The 17,438-nt window shown below is 70.9% G+C and carries 15 protein-coding genes and 1 pseudogene; 6 read left to right on the plus strand and 10 right to left on the minus strand.

Annotated elements, in window-relative coordinates; translation table 11 throughout:
* Positions 1-420: 420 nt before the first annotated feature.
* On the plus strand, positions 421-1,290 hold the full coding sequence (locus tag AMK22_RS20740; protein ID WP_073787081.1) for a helix-turn-helix domain-containing protein: 870 nt from the start codon (positions 421-423) through the stop codon (positions 1,288-1,290).
* 247 nt (positions 1,291-1,537) lie between these two features.
* Entirely contained in the window at positions 1,538-1,744 is a 207-nt protein-coding gene (locus AMK22_RS20745) for a DUF397 domain-containing protein (protein WP_073787083.1), read from the plus strand.
* Positions 1,745-1,969: 225 nt separating this feature from the next.
* Here the strand turns inward: AMK22_RS20745 and AMK22_RS20750 are convergent.
* A pseudogene (locus tag AMK22_RS20750) lies at positions 1,970-2,828 on the minus strand (hypothetical protein).
* A gap of 115 nt (positions 2,829-2,943) precedes the next feature.
* Here AMK22_RS20750 and AMK22_RS20755 point away from each other — a divergent pair.
* Positions 2,944-3,726, plus strand: coding sequence for an SDR family oxidoreductase (locus tag AMK22_RS20755; RefSeq protein WP_073787085.1), 783 nt, complete (start codon positions 2,944-2,946; stop codon positions 3,724-3,726).
* Between the two features lie 141 nt (positions 3,727-3,867).
* Here AMK22_RS20755 and AMK22_RS20760 read toward each other — a convergent pair whose 3' ends face one another.
* The 6 genes from AMK22_RS20760 to AMK22_RS20785 all read right to left on the minus strand — a co-directional run bounded on the left by AMK22_RS20760 (position 3,868) and on the right by AMK22_RS20785 (position 10,262).
* Entirely contained in the window at positions 3,868-4,983 is a 1,116-nt protein-coding gene (locus tag AMK22_RS20760) for an ADP-ribosylglycohydrolase family protein (protein WP_073787087.1), read from the minus strand.
* A 236-nt stretch (positions 4,984-5,219) separates the two neighbouring features.
* Positions 5,220-6,041, minus strand: a complete 822-nt coding sequence (locus AMK22_RS20765; protein WP_242434071.1) for an inositol monophosphatase family protein — start codon at positions 6,039-6,041, stop codon at positions 5,220-5,222.
* Positions 6,038-6,664 (minus strand): 2'-5' RNA ligase family protein, encoded by a 627-nt coding sequence (locus AMK22_RS20770; protein WP_073787089.1) that lies wholly within the window; start codon positions 6,662-6,664, stop codon positions 6,038-6,040. Before AMK22_RS20770 ends, AMK22_RS20765 begins: the two co-directional genes overlap by 4 nt.
* Entirely contained in the window at positions 6,661-7,554 is an 894-nt protein-coding gene (locus AMK22_RS20775; protein WP_073787091.1) for a carbohydrate kinase family protein, read from the minus strand. The genes AMK22_RS20770 and AMK22_RS20775 overlap by 4 nt, the downstream gene beginning before the upstream one ends.
* Positions 7,551-8,816, minus strand: a complete 1,266-nt coding sequence (locus AMK22_RS20780) for a DUF4145 domain-containing protein (RefSeq protein WP_073787093.1) — start codon at positions 8,814-8,816, stop codon at positions 7,551-7,553. The genes AMK22_RS20775 and AMK22_RS20780 overlap by 4 nt, the downstream gene beginning before the upstream one ends.
* Positions 8,817-8,990: 174 nt before the next feature.
* A complete protein-coding gene (locus AMK22_RS20785) occupies positions 8,991-10,262 on the minus strand; it encodes a hypothetical protein (protein ID WP_073787095.1) in 1,272 nt (423 codons plus the stop codon).
* A 663-nt stretch (positions 10,263-10,925) separates the two neighbouring features.
* Here AMK22_RS20785 and AMK22_RS20790 point away from each other — a divergent pair.
* A complete protein-coding gene (locus AMK22_RS20790) occupies positions 10,926-11,303 on the plus strand; it encodes a hypothetical protein (RefSeq protein WP_242434072.1) in 378 nt (125 codons plus the stop codon).
* A 181-nt stretch (positions 11,304-11,484) separates the two neighbouring features.
* On the opposite strand, the gene AMK22_RS20795 is transcribed toward AMK22_RS20790, so the two are convergent.
* A complete protein-coding gene (locus tag AMK22_RS20795; RefSeq protein WP_073787097.1) occupies positions 11,485-14,067 on the minus strand; it encodes a bifunctional FO biosynthesis protein CofGH in 2,583 nt (860 codons plus the stop codon).
* Positions 14,068-14,759: 692 nt separating this feature from the next.
* Between AMK22_RS20795 and AMK22_RS20800 the strand changes: the two genes are divergently transcribed.
* Together AMK22_RS20800 and AMK22_RS20805 are read left to right on the plus strand one after the other, a co-directional pair.
* Positions 14,760-15,098 (plus strand): RNHCP domain-containing protein, encoded by a 339-nt coding sequence (locus AMK22_RS20800; protein ID WP_073787268.1) that lies wholly within the window; start codon positions 14,760-14,762, stop codon positions 15,096-15,098.
* 39 nt (positions 15,099-15,137) lie between these two features.
* Positions 15,138-15,557 carry an RNHCP domain-containing protein gene (locus AMK22_RS20805; RefSeq protein ID WP_073787099.1) on the plus strand — a complete coding sequence of 140 codons (420 nt, stop codon included), beginning with the start codon at positions 15,138-15,140 and terminating at the stop codon, positions 15,555-15,557.
* A gap of 176 nt (positions 15,558-15,733) precedes the next feature.
* Here the strand turns inward: AMK22_RS20805 and AMK22_RS20815 are convergent, their stop codons facing one another.
* On the minus strand, positions 15,734-16,579 hold the full coding sequence (locus tag AMK22_RS20815) for an LLM class F420-dependent oxidoreductase (RefSeq protein WP_073787103.1): 846 nt from the start codon (positions 16,577-16,579) through the stop codon (positions 15,734-15,736).
* 98 nt (positions 16,580-16,677) lie between these two features.
* On the minus strand, positions 16,678-17,214 hold the full coding sequence (locus tag AMK22_RS20820; protein WP_073787105.1) for an NADH dehydrogenase: 537 nt from the start codon (positions 17,212-17,214) through the stop codon (positions 16,678-16,680).
* Positions 17,215-17,438: the final 224 nt, after the last annotated feature.

The following is a 17,438-nucleotide window of genomic DNA, read 5'->3' on the forward strand; positions in this document are numbered from 1 at the left end:
CCACATCACGCCACATCACGTGACGTCGCTCCACCGCAGCACCGCAACAACCGGCAGCACCGCACAGCCACACCGGCACCACACCACCGCAGCACCTCACGACGTCAAAGCGCCGCACCACGGCAACACGTCGAACTCCAGAACCACCAGCACCATCAACGCCACAAGCAAGACCAACAGCACCACCCCCATCAACACCATCAGCACCACGGGACCACCCCAACCGAACACCGCCGCACCGTCATCCCCAGGAGCCGGTCCGGGAGCCGCACCGAGCGCGGGGCAGCCGTCAACCACGGCTGCCCCGCGCACTCGTCTGTGTCCATTTCTCAGCGCACCCCCTGCCGCGGGTGGCAATCTGCTCAGCAGTAGATACGCACAGCTACTACATACAGCTACATAGCCGGAGGTGCTGTTTCCGTGCCGTCCCACGTCAATCCCACCGTCAGGCGACGCCGGTTGGGCCAGGAATTGCGCCGACTGCGCGAACTCAAAGGCATGACGGCCGAGGAGGTGGCCGAACGGCTGCTGGTCTCCCAGTCGAAGATCAGCCGACTGGAGAACGGCCGCCGTTCCATCAGCCAGCGCGATGTCCGCGACCTCTGCGGAGTGTACGAGGTCGAGGACCACCGGATCGTCGAGTCGCTCATGCAGATGGCCAAGGACTCGCGCCAGCAGGGCTGGTGGCACGCCTTCGGCGACATCCCGTACAGCGTCTACATCGGTCTGGAGACCGACGCCGAGTCCCTTCGCGTGTACGAACCGCAGGTGGTTCCGGGGCTGTTGCAGACCCGGGGCTACGCCGAGGCGCTGATCAACGGCGCACTGCCCGAGGCCCCGCCGAACGACATCGAGAAGCGCGTCACCGTCCGGGCCCGCCGCCAGGACCGGATCACCACGCCCGAGCAGCCCCTGCGACTGTGGGCGGTCATCGACGAGTCGGCGCTGCGCCGCATGGTCGGCGGCAAGCAGGTGATGATCGAGCAGTTGGAACAGCTGGTCGAGCTGTCGCACCTTCCGCATGTCACCGTGCAGGTGCTGCCGTTCGGCATGGGCGCCCACCCCGGTATCAACGGGCAGTACGCCGTTCTGGAATTCCCGGACGCCGCGGATTCCAGCGTCGTCTACATCGAGGGCGTCACCAGCGATCTGTACCTGGAGAAGGCCCACGACGTACAGCGATACAGCGTCATGTACGAACATCTGCGGGCGCAGTCACTGAACGTGGAACAAAGTCGGATTTTCATCGGCGAGATCGCGAAGGAATATGCCCGGCGCACCGACCTCTGACGGGAGAACCAAAAAGTCCGTGATGCTGGAAATGGGCCTATTTCTCGGGGCGGCGACGGCAAGGTACACCGTCACCGCCCCACAAGGAAGACCTGGCTGGTACATACCACTAGGTCGAGTGAACGCCCCCTTCGCTCCAGGAGCTTGCCGAGTAGCGTCGATCACGCCAACGAAAAACGTTGACCGAAAACGTTGTTGGCGCTTTTCGCACGACCACACGACTCTCTGAAACTGAAGCGGAGTGAAAATGGCCATTCGTCAGGGTGCTACGGACAAGTGGACGAAGTCCTCGTATTCCGGGGGCAACGGCGCATGCGTCGAAGTCAGGTCGCCTTTCGCGCAGGCCGTCGCCGTACGCGATTCGAAGGCTCCCGAGGGCCCTTCGATCAACTTCGTCCCCGCCGCATGGAACGCCTTCGTACATGACATCGGCAAGGGCGCCGTCGACGCCTGATCGATGTCCTTCGGAGCCCGCGTCGCAGCACCGGTTCCGGTGCTGCCGACAGCCCTCTCGACCGGTTCGCCGTCCTGGCCGAGAGGGCTCGCCGCTCCACCGGGGCCTCGCCCCGACGGCCGTGCCGACACCGCCGGCCACCGACGGCCACACCAACACTTCCCGCCGCACCAGCCCCCGGCCACTCCGGCCGCCGCTCGGCTCGGTGCACGGCCGGCCCGCCCCTCAACGCAGCTGATCGACGTACGCGTCTGTACCGGGCACGGTCGGGATGAACGGCGCCACCAACTCCACCCGCGACAGCCACGTCGAGTCCGGTGAAGTGACCGTCCCAGCACTCCCGCGGGTCCTCCTGGAGGAACCACAGCAGGGTCAGCCGGGTGTCGACGCCCTCGACCTGTTTCACATAGGCCATGCGGTCGCCGGGCAGCGGGGTGGGGCGGAAGACGGTCACCATCGCCGCCGGTGAACCCGCCAGCCGCTCCGGCAGGTGTCGCGAGCGCAGCCATTCCAGCAACTCTGCCCGCCGCCCCGCCTCTTCCGCGTCGACCACCTGGAGGACCAGGCCCCGATAGGGGTGGTCGAGCGCATGGAAGTCCCGCGGGCCCGCGGCACCGTCGCGGTAGACCGTCGCCTCGTGGTTCTGGAACGACGTGAAGACGTGCGTACGGTCGTGGTGGACCCGGCCGTCCCGGTTCAGCCGCTTGTTGATCGTGACGGTCCAGCGCATGTGGTCGTCGTAGCGCCCTTCCGTCACCCAGTACGTCGACAGGTAGCAGCCTGCGCCGACCGGTTCGGCCACGGCGGACTTCTCCGGGTAGCGCAGTTCCCTCAGTTCGCGGGTGGCCACCCAGCGGCGGCCCGCGAACATCCAGGGCATCGCCATGGCGCCCGCGTAGTAGTGGTCGTCCTCGTACCAGCGGTTGTACGCGTACTCGTGGCCCGGATGCGGTTCGACCAAGGTGATCAACGCATGACCGGGGCGGACTCCGTACGGTCCCGACGCGGCCGGTTCGGCGTAGATGTCGCCGCGCGTCCCGTCGTCCACGCCGTCATTGAAGCCATCGCCCGAGCCACCACTCATGCCATCGCTCATGCCGTCTCCACCTCGTTGTCCCTTCCATGTCCCTTCCGTACCCCGCTACGGCGATCTACTCTGACGTTCCGTCAGATAATCCGCCAGAGCCGGGAGGCCGACGATGCCGCTCACAGGGAAGACCGTCGTCGTGTCCGGAGTGGGTGCCGGGCTCGGACACCAGATCGCGGCGACGGTGGTACGGGACGGCGGCAACGCGGTTCTCGGGGCGCGCACCGGCGCGAACCTCGCCAGGTCGGCCGCGGAGATCGACCCGGAGGGCCGCCGTACCGCCCACCGGGCCACCGACATCACGGACGAGGCGCAGTGCGAGGCGCTCGCCGGGCTCGCGCTGGAGCGGTTCGGGCGGCTCGACGCGGTGATCCACGTGGCGGCGCGCGACGACCACTTCGGCGGGGTCGAGGACGCCGACTTCGCCGCCTGGCGATCGGTGGTCGACGTCAATCTGCTCGGCACGCTGCGGATGACCCGCGCCTGCCTGCCCGGACTCAAGGAACGCGGCGGCTCGGTGGTCCTCATCGGCACACAGTCGTCGGTGGCCGCCCCGACCCAGGTGCGGCAGGCAGCATACGCGGCCTCGAAGGGGGCGCTGACCTCGGCGATGTACTCCATGGCCCAGGAGTTCGGCCCGTACCGGATCCGGGTGAACACGGTGCTGCCGGGCTGGATGTGGGGCCCTCCGGTGCAGGCGTACGTACGGTTCACGGCGCACTCCGAGGGCGTGCCCGAGGACGAGGTCCTCGGCCGGCTCACCGGGCGCATGGCCCTGCCCGACCTCGCCACGGACGGCGACGTCGCCGAGGCCGCCGCATTCCTGGCCTCGAACCGGGCGCGGGCGATCACCGGGCAGTCGCTTCTGGTCAACGCGGGCGAGCTGATGCGGTAGCAGGTGGTGGGCAGCCGGCGGACGACGCCCGTGGCCGGTGGCCGGGCCGCCACCGGATCCGCGGCACGTCACACGTGCGGTCGGCGGATCCGACGTACGGGCAACGGTTCACGCGCGGATGGCCGACCGGCCGCCGGAGGGTCAGAGGCGCGGGTAACGGTTCAGCCAACCGCGGGCGGCGGCGGAGGGGCTGTGCAGGGCGGGCCCCTGGGTCATCTCCATCGCGAAGTCGTCGGCCAGCTCCAGAACGGTGGGCCGCCCCTCCAGTTCCGCGAGCCAGGCGGGCGGCAGCGCGGTCTCACCGTGCAGCGCGCCGAGCAGTGCCCCGCACAGGGAGCCCGTGGCCGCGGAGGGGCCGCCGTGGTTGACGGCCAGCCGCAGGCCGTGCCGCATGTCCTCGCTGACCAGCGCGCAGTACACGGCGACGGCCAGCACGTCCTCCGCGGTGTCCGCGACGCCCAGCGACTCGATCAGAGCAGGGCCCGGTATGCCCTGGCGCACCGTGCCGAGGGCCCGTTTCAGCGCCTCGGTGACGGGTTCGTGCCCCTCGCGCTCCGCGAGCAGCGCCAGAGCTTGCTGGACGGAACCGTCCAGGGTCTCGCCCCGGGCCAGTCCGTGCATGATGACGGCGAGACCTCCCGCGGAGAGGAGGGCGGCCGGGTGGCCGTGGGTCTGGGCGGCGCATTCGACCGCCAACTGGAGGACGAGCTGGGACTCCCAGCCGACGAGCAGGCCGAACGGCGCGGAGCGGGTGAGGGCCGCCGAATCCCGCGCGGTGGGATTCTTGGGCTTGTCGAGCGTGCCCATGGTGGTGTCGCCCAGGCCGTTCAGACAGGTACGGGCGGGGGCGCGCCGCGCGTACAGCCACTCCTGCTGGGCGAGCCAGCCGTTGTCCTCGCGCCGCTCGTCGGGCCCCCAGTCGTGCTGGGTGGCCGCCCACCGCAGATGGGCCCGGTGCACATCGGTGGGCGGGTGCCAGGCACCCGTGTCGCGCCGCACCTGGGCGCGGATCAGCCCGTCGACGGTGAACAGGCTGAGCTGGGTGACGGCGGTGACGGTACCGCGCCCGCCGTGCGCGGGCTCGAAGTCGGTGATGCCGTCGGCGCCGTGGGCGGCCCGGATCTCTTCAAGCGTGAGCCCGTGGACCCCGGCTCCCAGCGCGTCCCCGATGGCCCCGCCCAACAACGCGCCACGCACCCGGCTGCGGAAGTCCTGCTGCTCGGCACGGCCCCAGACAGCCGTGGTCCCTGTGCTCACCGCGCCCCTCCCCGTCGGGCAGCCCGCCTGTGACTGCGCAGCACTGTAATCGAACAGGAACGGCCGGCAGAGGGCGCCGATCTGGGTACGCGTGGGTATGTGGACGGACGTCCCGCAGGTCGTTTTTGACCGGCCGGACGGCTGACGAGCACCGCGGGCAGGCCCTCGCCGGGAGCACCCGACGCACGTCCACAGGGTGCCGAACCACCGGGAAGGGCCGCTCGGCTCGGCCCCGTTCAGATCGCGGTGGACTCCCAGAGGGCGATCAGTCTGCGTGCGACCGGGGGCGAGCCCGCTGCCAGGACCGGCGATCGCAGGGTGAAATCCCGGGCGTCCTCCCCCAGCACCACCCCGCCGCGTTCCCGCACGAGAGCGGTTCCCGCCGCCACGTCCCAGGGCTTCGGGCCGAGGCATACGCAGGCGTCGAGCCAGCCCTCGGCCACCGCCGCCAGGTCCAGGCTCATCGCGCCCTGCAGCCTGACGCGGTAGGCGTCGGTGTACAGGCGGCCTATGAGCCGCGCCGTTCGGGGATTCCTGCGTCCCGCCCCCGTCAGACCGACGACCGCCCGGGAGAGGGTCCGGACGCGGTCGGACATGGCCGGAAGCGTTGCGTCCGCCTCTCCGGTGCTCCACCGTCGTCCGAGGCGCGGTGCGTGGATCACTCCCAGCACAGGGGTACCCGCCGTCACGTATGCGAGCGAGAGGGCGTAGCCCGGCGCACCACGGGTGAAGTTCATCGTGCCGTCGATGGGGTCCAGCAGCCAGCAGGTCGAGGGCGGTGGTTCCGGATGGGCCGACTCCTCACCGACCACCGGGATCTCCGGGGTGCAGTCCTCGAGAACCCGCGTGATCCGGCGCTCGACCTCGATGTCGGCCGCTGTGACCTCCTCCCCGGAGGGCTTGAGCCGAGCGCGTGTCCACGGTTCGCGCGTCCCGTCCCCCATGAGCCAGTGGACTCCCGCGTCCACCGCCTCCTGGGCGACGCGTCGCATGTCCTGCCACTGGTCGTGGCGCCCGCCCTGCCGTCGGCCCCGGCTCTCGTCGGGCCGCTGATTCACTCGTTGGCCAGCGGAAGTTCGGCCACCTTCTCCGCGTGGGCTCCATGTTCGCCCATCACGTAGAAGCTGAGCCGGTCGAAGGTCCACTCGACGGGGACACGAGTGCGCTCGGGCGCCGTCCGGACGAGTTCGAGAGCGGCTTCCTCGTCGGTGCGGCCGAGGGTGATGTGAGGTGCGTAGGCGTCGCCGGTGTAGCGGTACCCGTACCGCACGAAGCTCGCGCGCTCGCTGTCCGTGAACCGCGATGTGTCCTTCGTGGTGTCGAACGCCTCCCGGTCGAGGTGGGGCGCGAGGCGGTCGAGGACCGCCTCCTGGAGCTGCCGCAGCAGCGTCGGCCTCTCGACCGACACGAACAGCCAGCCCGTCGGCTGGTGGACGACGCCGACGGACGCGAGCGACAGTTCCTTCGGCAATGCCACCGAGGCACTGATCCGGGCGAGCTCGCGTTCGGGGTCGAGCGTGTCGGTGAACGGCCCCTGGAACACGGTCAGATGGGGCAGGTTGCCGTCCTCGCTCAGCGGAGGACGCAGCGGCCGGTCACCGCCCAGGCTCTGCTGCAGCAGGATCGCCGAGCGTGTGTGGTCCGCACGCGGAAGCAGTGCGACGCCAAGCCACCTGGTCATGGATGAGCTCCTATCTTCGTGATCACATGCAATGCCGCGGTCAGCCCTCTGCGCAAGCAGGCCGACGGCGGCTCGCCGAGCAGCCATCCGGCGACGACCCCCGCGTCGAAGGCGTCACCGCCCCCGGTCCGGTCGACCGGATCGACGGCCCGCGTCGGTTCATGGACGACTTCGCCAGACGGTCCCGCCCACAACGCACCGTCCGCCCCGAGCGTCAGGATCACATTTCCCGACAGCTGCCGCGCATACCGCCGCGCGGTGGCGGCCGCATCGTCCGGATCGGCCCCGGGCAGGCGCGCCGCCTCGTCGACGTTCATCAGGTTGAGCCCCGGCCCCGCGGCAAGCCCGCTCATGTCCCGGCCGTTCCATTCGATCGAGACGGAACGGCCGTACCGGCGGGCGAGGCCGACGACCCGGGCGAGCGGCGCCGTGGGCTCCCCCACGAAGTGCACATGGTCCACGTCCCGCACGTCGGCCTCCGCGACGGCGTCGAACGCCGCATCGCGATCGGCACCCGGGAACGTCATCATGCGCTTGCCGGTGCCGGAGGAGAGCACGATCGCCATGCTGGTGCGCGTGGCCGCGTCGACCCGGACCAGCGATGTGTCCACACCTCCGGCGCCCAGGTCGTCCAGGCACAGCCTGCCCAGCGCGTCGTCCCCGACCGCCGACACGAGCCGTACGTCGCAGCCCTGCCGGGCCAGCCCCAGCGCCGTGTTGGCCGCCGACCCACCGGGCAGGGCCGTGTAAGCGTTGCCCCGGACCTTCTCGTGCTCCTCCGGGAACCGCTCCGCCCGCACGATGACGTCGAAGTTGGTTCCGCCCAGGACCAGGACCTTCCCGGACCCGGGGACCGGGCCGGGTCGCGTGGCTGTGACGACGCCGCTCACGGATCCCCCAGCCGGTAGCTCTCGAACAGGACATGGCGCACCAGCCGTTCACGGCTGACCTGGCTGCTCTGCAGCGGGAACGAGGCGTGCGCAATCAGATCGTCGACGACGGACTCGAACCGGGTCTGGTCCGAGCCCATGTCGTGGAACCGGCGCATCAGTTGCCGGTACAGGTCGCTCGGCCTGGTGTCGAGCGCCGAGAGCCAGGCCCGGTTGGCGACGAGGACATTGGCCGCGGCGGACCGTAATCGTGCCTGCGTGGCCGCCGGCAGCATGTCGGAGTTGAGCAGCTCGAAGTAGTCGTCCTCGTCACGAGCGTGCATCCGCAGGTTCTGCCCGCCGACGGCCAGCACGTCCCGGTTCAGGTGGAAGAGTTCGAGCCCGAGGTGATGCGGTACGTCGAGAACGCGTACGCCCATGTCCCGGAGCCCGTCCTCGTCGGTGGAGAAGGCCGACAGCACGTTGGCGAACATGTCGCTGTGCCTCGGTACGGCGATCTCCGCACCGGCCGGATCCGCCAGGAACTCCTCGGCCGTCGTCCGGCCCCAGCGGCCGCCGCGCGCGGCCAGGAGGTAGAAGTTCCGGCCGCCCATCGAGTGCCCGAGACGACCGACGGACACCACCTGTGACTGGACTTCCTTCTCGTCCTCGGTCATCTTCAGCAGCCGCTGCTCGTTGTAGATGGCGAGGTCCAGCCGCCCTTGTGCGACATCCCGAACCAACTGGTCCGACCAGGGCAGCTGTATGTACGCCACCCGGTGGTTGTACCTGGCCATGACCTCCTCGAAGCCACAGCCCAGCAGCAGTGCCTTCACGACGATCAGGGTGGAGTCGGCCAGCCGCGTGGCCCCGGCCGCGCGTTGCATGGCGGCCAGCGCCTCGCGTCCCTCGTTCTCCGCGAACGACGACGCGGTCCGCCCGTACCAGGCAGCAAGCTGTGTGAGCGCCGTGAGACAGGGCTGTACGTCCTCCGCAGAGATCTCCTCGCCCGACGGCTCGAGGGCGTGGCTGCCGTAGTTGCCGTAGTTCTGAATGGTCCGGACGGCCAGCACCACCTTCCGGGGCAGGAGCCCCTTGGTGGTGAGCACGGTGAGCAGGGATTCGAGCGTCGGCTTCGAGCCGACGGCCTCCTGCATGGCAATGTCCAAGAGAATCGACTCCGCTGCTCGTCGTGCCGTGCTGAGGAACACCTCCGGATCCGATTCGGCGTACCTCAGCGCCTTTCTGTAAAGCCGGAACGACTCGCCCTCGTTGACCGTCACGTCGACCGTGTCCTGTTCGGCAGTTGGTGTCTGGATGGTGACAACCCATGTTTTTCTTATGCAAGTTGATCTGCGGCGGGGTCGCGGCGCCACTCATTTGCCTGTGTCACGCATGTGCCGTCCCGCTTGGTTGCCGTGTCGGTCGGCCGCTCGGTCGATCGGCTCGGCCGCCCGTCATTCGTCAGGGTCGGGACCACCGCGCAATGAAGCGAGCACGAGCCGCCCGTACCGGGTGGTGAAGGCGGCCGCGGTCGCGACGAGGGTGGCACCGAGCGCGATCAGCAGATGAACGGGATCCTCGTCGCCGAGCACCTGCAGAATGCTGAGCGCGGTTCCGAGCGGCAGACCGAGGATGGCGAGCACCCCGAGCGCACCGGCGATCTGCTGTCCGTCCTGCGTCTGGACGATCCTGGAGTAGTCGGCGGCCTCCGCGAGTATGTCGGTGAACCGGGCGGGCAGCCGGTACTGCTCGTGGTAGGCGAGGAGCAGCGCGTTGGCCGGGCCGTGGGCGGTGAGGTGCTGGCGCCAGTAGGTGCTGCGGAAGCTCGCGATGTCCCGTTCCAGACCGGTCAGGCGGCGGGCGAGGTCGGGGCCGTCGAAGACTTCCGACAGCCCGTCCGTCAGTTCGTCGATGTGGTCCCGTTGAGCGATGCCGAGAAGCAGGGCGTCGAGGTAGACGGAACGGGCGTGGAGCGCCGCGAAGTCGTAGAAGTCGCCCTCACCGCCGTCCGGCCGGTGCCCGAGGAACGCCGTGCCGTGCCGCAGGACGAGGGCGCTCCAGTCCGCCGAGATCCGCACCGCGTGCTCGGTCTGGGCCGGCAACTGCTCGGGGGCGATGGGGAAGTCCGTCTTGTCGGAACGGGAGGCCAGGGCCCACAGCCATCGGTCGGCCGTCGGCGGAAGCTCTCCCCCGCGGCGCAGCACCGGGGCGTCGCCGCCGCCCGGGCTCAGGAATGCCACGGTGTAGGGGTGGGCCACGGCAAAGGGGGCACCCGTGTCCGCGGGCGACGCGATGCCGTCGAGGAGGACATCCGGGGCAAGGGGGCCGCTGAGCGGATCGGATCCGGCGCCGGGCCGGTGTCCAAGTGCCCGCAGCACGTCCAGCAGCGCCGCGGACCTCACGGTGAAGTGCAGAACGGCCAGGGCGTGCCGCGGCCGGGCGGCGGTCGGTGTGCGCAGGATCTCCATGCCGTGCAAGCGCATGACCCCGTGCACGATGTCGGTGAAGAGGTGCCAACGGCGCGGGCGTTCGGCCGATCCGTACAGTGCGCGCCCCGCGGCATGGGTGAAGTACGCCTGCCGCGAGGCCGTATCCGTACGGTAGTTGCCGGCCTCGAAGGGAATCGGGCCCTCGACCCACTCCCGCGGATCGACCGGAAGCCGTACCGGAATGATCAAGGAGACCGACTGCCGTACACCCACCAGGGATCCGGCCCCTGCGGTCATCGTCGCCCCGGTCGGACAGGGCAACGCCTGTTCCACGTATCGCACTTCCGGTGTAAGTGCACCGCCACCCCCGTACTGAGCGCTGCCATAGGACGCCGCGCAAGACTACCCGGATCGTCGGCCGGCCAGGAAGCCTCCGCCCATCGGCCGGGCCGCGTTCGCGGGATGCGCCGCCAGGCGTCGAGGTACGTGCGCAGGTACGGATCGGCTCACCGTCGTCGTGCGGGCCGCCCGTCGTGACCGGCGCGGAGGCGGGCGAGGAGGCCCAGTCCGGGCATTCTCAGCATGCGGACGACCGCCCCCCGCGAGCAGCAGGACACTGGCCACGAGCAGGCAGCGTTCCTCGCCGAGTCGGCGCCGTACCGCCGAGGAGAGCAGGGCGAACACGCCCATGCAGAACGGCAGCAGTGGGCCGAGCAGGGTCACGGCCCCTGTCCCGAAACCCGCCACCGGCGCGAGCGGGTGAGGGTGCAGGGCCGGAAGTGGGAGCGGGGCCGGAAGTGGGAGCGGGAAGGGGGCTGGGTGGAGTGGCTGGACGCGGCTGCGGGAACGGACACGGGAACCATTTGTCCCGGCCCGACGGGGGCCGTTGATCGCCGGGCTCGTGCCTCGGCGGCGGGTGGGGCAGCCGCGCCCCGGTGCGGGATGCGCGATGCTGGAGGCATGGACGCTGAGGACAGGGAGGCCGAGGGCGTGGACGCCGAGGTCATGGACATCGAGATCCTGGTCGTACCGGACTGCCCGAACACCGGGCCCGCGGCCGAGCTGCTGCGTCAGGTGCTCGACGACATGGGGCTGCACGACACCGGCTTCTCCACGCGGGTGATCGCGGACCGGGCGGAGGCCGAGGCGGTCGCGTTCACCGGCTCCCCCACCTTCCTGATCGACGGCCGCGACCCCTTCGCCGAGCCCGGCCGCCCTTCCGGGCTCGCCTGCCGGCTGTACCGGGACCCGGACGGCTCGGGCCCGAGCGGGCTGCCCGAGGCCGAGCGGCTGCGGCAGGCCCTGTCCCAGGCCCGGCCCCGGGACCTCAAGGGCTGACGGGACCTCCAGGGCCTCCGGCGCCGATGGGGCCGACGGGGCCCGACAGGCGCTCGTATCGGCCCGACAGGGGCTCGTATCGGCCCGACAGGGGCTCGTGTCGGCCCGACAGGGGCTCGTGTCGGCCTGGCAGGCGCTCGTTCCGTCCGATGGCCTCCGGGCCGGGCCGAAGGCGCCCGGCTCAGTCCGGCAGCACGGGCAGCAGTTCCGGGAGGTGGCCGTCGGACGCGGTGGCCGCCGCCACCCGTTCCTCGGGCACCTCGCCGTACAGCGTCGTACGCGGCTTCGCCGGGCGGCCGGCCAGTTCGGCGATGGCGACCAGGTCCTGGATCGACCGGTACGAGCCGTAACCCGACCCGGCCATACGGGAGATGGTCTCCTCCATCAGCGTGCCGCCCAGGTCGTTCGCGCCGGAGCGCAGCATCTCCGCCGCGCCCTCCGTGCCGAGCTTCACCCAACTGGTCTGGATGTTGGTGATGTGCGGGTGGAGCAGCAGCCGGGCCATGGCGGTGACGGCCCGGTTGTCGCGGTCGGTGGGGCCGGGGCGGGCGATGCCCGCCAGATAGACCGGGGCGTTGGTGTGGATGAACGGGAGGGTGACGAATTCGGTGAACCCGCCGGTCTCCTGCTGGAGTTCGGCGAGGGTCCGCAGGTGGCCGAGCCAGTGCCGGGGCTGGTCGACGTGTCCGTACATCATGGTGGAGGAGGAGCGCAGGCCCACCTCGTGGGCGGTGCGGATGACCTCCAGCCAGGTGGCGGTGGGCAGCTTGCCCTTGGTGAGGACCCAACGGACCTCGTCGTCCAGGATCTCGGCCGCGGTGCCGGGGATCGACCCGAGCCCGGCCTCCTTCGCGGCGATCAGCCAGTCGCGGATGGACATGCCGGTGCGGGTGGCCCCGTTGACGACCTCCATCGGGGAGAAGGCGTGCACGTGCATGCCGGGGACGCGTTCCCGCACCGCGCGGGCGATGTCGAAGTACGCGGTGCCGGGCAGGTCGGGGTGGATGCCACCCTGCATGCAGACCTCGACGGCGCCGACGTCCCACGCCTGCGCGGCCCGGTCCGCGACCTGGCCCAGGGAGAGGGTGTACGCGTCGGCGTCGGTGCGCCGCTGCGCGAAGGCGCAGAAACGGCAGCCGGTGTAGCAGACGTTGGTGAAGTTGATGTTCCTGGTGACGATGTACGTGACATCGTCGCCGACGACGTCCCGGCGCAGGGTGTCCGCGATCCGGCACAGTTCGTCGAGGGCCGGGCCGTCGGCGTGGAGCAGGGCTAGCGCCTGGTCGTCGGTGAGCCTCGTCGGGTCGTCGGCCGCCTGGCTCAGCGCCTCGCGCACATCGGTGTCGATGCGGGACGGGACCATGCCGGGGGCGGCGGCCTCGCGCAGCGCGTCCCAGTCCCCGTACACCTCGTCGAAGTCCTCGCGGCGGTCGCCGGTGCGGCCCTCGGTGTCGATGGTGCGGTGCAGGTCGGTGCGGCCGGTGGCGCCGAACTCCTCGTCGGGTTCCTGCCAGGGCAGACCGGACGGGATCGCTCCCTCCTTCGCCAGCCCCGTCTCCGGGTCGGCAAGGGCGCGGACGTGCGGGAGGAGGCGCGGGTCGAGCCAGGGTTCGCCGCGCCGGATGAACTCCGGGTAGACGGTGAGACGTTCGCGCAGCGTGAAGCCCGACTCGGCGGTCCTGGCCGCGAGTTCGTCGATGTGCGGCCAGGGGCGTTCGGGGTTGACGTGGTCGGGGGTGAGCGGGGAGACGCCGCCCCAGTCGTCGATGCCCGCGCCGATGAGCAGCGCGTACTCGGCGTCGACGAGATTGGGCGGGGCCTGGATGCGGGCGGACGGGCCGAGGATGTGCCGGGCGACGGCGATGGCCGCGGCGAGTTCCTCCAGCTCGGCGTCCGGCATGCCGCGCATCGCCGTGTCCGGCTTGGCGCGGAAGTTCTGGACGATGACTTCCTGGATGCCGTGGTAGGCGCGGGCGGTCCGGCGGAGCTCGAAGAGGGCGTCGGCGCGTTCCTCGTACGTCTCGCCGATGCCGATCAGGACGCCGGTGGTGAACGGGACGTTGGAGCGGCCCGCGTCCTCCAGGACGCGCAGGCGTACGGCGGGTTCTTTGTCCGGGGAGCCGTGGTGCGGGCCGCCCGGCTCGGACCACAGGCGGGTCGCGGTCGTCTCCAGCATCATGCCCATGGAGGGGGCGACCGGCTTGAGGCGCTGGAGGTCGGTCCAGGTCAGCACGCCGGGGTTGAGGTGCGGCAGGAGGCCGGTCTCCTCCAGGACCCGGATCGCCATGGCGCGTACGTACGCGAGGGTGTCGTCGTATCCCTCGGCCTCCAGCCACTCCCGGGCCTCGGGCCAGCGGTCCTCGGGCCGGTCGCCCAGCGTGAACAGCGCTTCCTTGCAGCCCAGGGCCGCGCCCTCACGGGCGATGGCCAGCACCTCGTCGGGCGACAGGAACATCCCGTGGCCGGCGCGCCGGAGCTTGCCCGGGACGGTGACGAACGTGCAGTAGTGGCACCTGTCGCGGCAGAGCCGGGTCAGCGGGATGAAGACCTTGCGCGAGTATGTGATGACCCCGGGCCGTCCGGCGGCTTCGAGACCGGCGTCGCGCACCCGGGCCGCCGACGCGGCCAGATCCGTCAGGTCGTCGCCCCGTGCCTGGAGCAGCACCGCGGCCTCGGTGACGTCGAGGGCGACGCCGTCACGAGCGCGTTTCAGTGCGCGCCGCATGGCGTTGGTGGTCGGGCGTCCGCTCTGGGGATCGGTCATGGACCGAGCATACGAGCGAGAGCCGCGCCCCGGACCAGGGCCTCGGCGGGGCGAGTTCCCGGCCGGGCGGGCCCCCGACGGGGGTGGGCGCCGCGGCCCGGCGCCGTGAAGCACCCCGCGGAGCACGTCGTAAAACCGGTGGCTCGGGAACCGGACGCGTTGTTACCGTGCCCGGACCCGGCCACGGTGTCGACCGTGGATGACCTGTGGGCGCTTGCCCTGGAAAGTAGTTGATGTATGCCCCGGCCAGTGGTTCCGAGCCTCCCTCGTCGCGCTCCCAGGGCGTCGGGGCGACCGGACCCGCGTGTGCCCGCACTCCCGCGGCACCTCGCGGCACCCCACTGACACACGGCCTGACACACGGTCCCGCCGACGCGAGGTCCTCGGGCACGAGGCCCCGCTGACACGCGGTGATGTCGGCGTGCGATCCCACTGATACGTGGCTTCGCTTCCGCACGGTTTCGCTTCGCTTCCGTGCGCCGACACGTCCTGCTGTGCGGATGTCGTGGTTCTCCGGTTCCATGCCCCGCGAGGGCGACTCGGCCCTTCCCTGCTGCATTGCTCATCCTCTTCGGCAAGGAGAACACCGGGTGTCCACCAAGCATCCCCGCCACCGCTCGTCCACGTCTTCCGCGTCTTCCACCTCCTCCTCGTCCACGCCCGTCCCGCACGGTCACGGCGCCGGTGCCGTCCTGAGAACCGGCACCTTCACCTGCCTGTGGTGCGGGCTGACCGTCGCCACGCTCGCCCCGGACGGCAGCCGCCGCAACCACTGCCCCAGCTGCCTGCACTCGCAGCACTGCCTCGATCACGTCGAGGGCGGACCGTCCGACTGCGGGGGCCGCATGACCCCGATCTCCATCGCGGTACTGCGCACCGGCGACTGGATGGTCATCCACCGCTGCACCCGCTGCGACGAGCTGACCTCCAACCCGGTCTGCGGGGACGACAACCAGCTCATCCTGATGCGGATGGCCGTGCGCCCGTTGGCCCAACCGCCCTTCCCGCTCGAAGCGTTCGGTGACCTGTGACCGCCCGGCCGCTACCGAGGAGAGGGCGGAGGTCCCGCCATGCCACGACGTAGACCGCGTCGATCGGCCCCTCACCGGCCGCAGCGCCGCAAGGACGTCCTGCACGGCCCGGACGGCGCCCGGGGCGACGCGTTCCGCTGCGTCGGCTGCCGGCTCGACGTGCCGCTGAGCGCACCGGGCACCGCCCACCGCAACCACTGCCCGCACTGCCTGACCAGCCTGCACGTCGACCGTCGGATACCGGGCGACCGGGCATCGGAGTGCCGCGGCAGGATGGCGGCGCTGAGCCTGTCCGTCCGCCCGGACGGGGAGTGGGCGCTCATCCACGAGTGTCTGTCCTGCGGCGAGCTGAGCGCCAACCGCATCGCGGGGGACGACAACGCCCTCGCGCTGATGCGGATGGCGGTGCGCCCCCTGGCGGGCACCGCCGTCCCCGTACGGGCCCTGCTCGTGCTGTGACGCGGACCGGCCCCGGTCGCCGCCGCCCGACAGGGGACGGTGGCGGCGACCGGGGCCGGGAGCCGGATCACCACGAGAAGCGGACCGAACGGGGACGGAGCCGGGCCGTCAAACGGACACGGGCACGGACACGGGCACGGACACGGGCACGGACACGAACACGGGTACGGGCGCGGTCACAGGAACTCCGCGTACGCGTCCAGCGCCCGGAGCACCTCCGCCTCCCCCGCGGGCGGCAGTTGCAGCACGACCTCCTCGATGCCGAGGTCCGCGTAGTGCGTCAGCTTCCCCCGGTTCGGGACCACCGCGTACGGGACCACGTGGAGCTGCTTCGGGTCGCGGCCGGCCGCCTCCCAGGCGGTGCGCAGCTTCGGCAGCGACTCCGTGAGGCCGCCTCCGCCGATCGGGAGCCAGCCGTCGGCGTGCCGAGCGATGCGGTCGAACAGCTTCGGGCCCGCCGCGCCGCCGAACAGCGTGCGGGGGCCGTTCACGGGGCCGCGCGGACGCTGCACCGGCTTGGGGTACGCGTGACTGGCCCGGACCGAGCCGAACTCACCCTCGTACGCGGTCGGTTCGTCCTCCCACAGGGCCTGCATCAGGGCCAGACGGTCGTGGGTGAGCGCGCGGCGGGCCGGCCAGTCCACCCCGTGGTCGGCGGCCTCCTCGACGTTCCAGCCGTAGCCGACGCCCAGCGTGAACCGGCCGCCGGAGAGGTGGTCGAGGGTGGCGATCCGCTTCGCCAGGTCGATCGGGTCGTGCTGGGCGACGAGCGTGATGCCGGTGCCGAGGTCGAGGCGTTCGGTGACGGCGGCGGCCTGGGCGAGGGCCACGAAGGGGTCCAGGGTGCGGCCGTACTCGGACGGGAGTTCGCCGCCCATGGGGGCGGGGGTCTCCCTGCTCACCGGGATGTGGGTGTGCTCGGGCAGGTAGAGCCCGGAGAACCCGCGCTGTTCGAGCTCACGGGCGAGCCTCAGCGGCGTGATCGTCTCATCGGTGAGGAAGATCGTCGTGGCGATCCGCATGGGAAAGGACACCTCCGTCGTGGTCGGTCCGGTGACGGCCCCAACGTATGCCGTACGACGCGCGAAACCGAGCGCATCCGTCGGCTCATGACGGTCTCTCAGCTCATCACGGCCTCGACGAGGCAGGTGACCGCTCCCGCACCCGCCCCGTAGCCGGGAACCGCGAGCAGCGGCCACGGCACCGGCCGGGGGACGAGGACGCGTACGTGGAAGGCGAAGTCGCGGTACTGGGGCATGCCTTCGGTGCCGGGCAGCACCATGAAACGCGGCTGCACCCGACAGAACAGCCACCAGTCCAGAACCAGCAGGTCGAAGAGCACGAGGGCGAGGAAGCAGAACGCACCGAGGGCGAAGGGCGGCCAGAAGCCCAGCGGACCGTCCGCCCGGTCGCGCAGCGCGAGCACGCCGCCCACGGGCACCGCGACGAACACCAGCGCGTTCAGCAGCCCGGCCGCGGCGGCGACGCGCCTTCCGCGCTCGCTCCGGCTCCCGTACCGCTCCCGGATCGCCTGTGGATAGTCCGCGAGCAGGGCGTCACGGGCCACGAGGAGGGCCCCGAGGACGACCACGGTGAACAGTGCGACCAGAACGAGCGCGGAGGTGAGGGCGACACCCACCAGATCCCAGCGGTCCATGGGAAACACCCTAGAGTAATTTAGGTGTGCCTACCCTAAGTTTTCGAATTCGGTGTGCCCGCTTCCCACGCCCGGCGTGCCTCGCTTCCCGTACCCGGTGCGGCCCGCTTCCCGTACCCGGTGCAGCCCGCTTCCCGTACCCGGTGCACCACTTCCCGGACCCGGTGCGCCTCGCCGCCAGGGGGGTCACAGTGGAAGAAGGGGCACCGGGGGCTTCCGGAGGA

The sequence above is a fragment of the Streptomyces sp. CB01580 genome, from assembly GCF_001905795.1.
Lineage (GTDB): Bacteria > Actinomycetota > Actinomycetes > Streptomycetales > Streptomycetaceae > Streptomyces.

What these genes read in the sequence shown, in the direction of transcription:
- AMK22_RS20820 (WP_073787105.1), bottom strand. Translation starts at nt 17,214, where the DNA reads ATGGACCGCTGGGATCTGGTGGGTGTCGCCCTCACCTCCGCGCTCGTT.
- AMK22_RS20795 (WP_073787097.1), bottom strand. Translation starts at nt 14,067, where the DNA reads ATGACCGATCCCCAGAGCGGACGCCCGACCACCAACGCCATGCGGCGC.
- AMK22_RS20770 (WP_073787089.1), bottom strand. Translation starts at nt 6,664, where the DNA reads ATGACCAGGTGGCTTGGCGTCGCACTGCTTCCGCGTGCGGACCACACA.
- AMK22_RS20785 (WP_073787095.1), bottom strand. Translation starts at nt 10,262, where the DNA reads ATGACCGCAGGGGCCGGATCCCTGGTGGGTGTACGGCAGTCGGTCTCC.
- AMK22_RS20745 (WP_073787083.1), top strand. Translation starts at nt 1,538, where the DNA reads ATGGCCATTCGTCAGGGTGCTACGGACAAGTGGACGAAGTCCTCGTAT.
- AMK22_RS20815 (WP_073787103.1), bottom strand. Translation starts at nt 16,579, where the DNA reads ATGCGGATCGCCACGACGATCTTCCTCACCGATGAGACGATCACGCCG.
- AMK22_RS20805 (WP_073787099.1), top strand. Translation starts at nt 15,138, where the DNA reads ATGCCACGACGTAGACCGCGTCGATCGGCCCCTCACCGGCCGCAGCGC.
- AMK22_RS20755 (WP_073787085.1), top strand. Translation starts at nt 2,944, where the DNA reads ATGCCGCTCACAGGGAAGACCGTCGTCGTGTCCGGAGTGGGTGCCGGG.
- AMK22_RS20790 (WP_242434072.1), top strand. Translation starts at nt 10,926, where the DNA reads ATGGACGCTGAGGACAGGGAGGCCGAGGGCGTGGACGCCGAGGTCATG.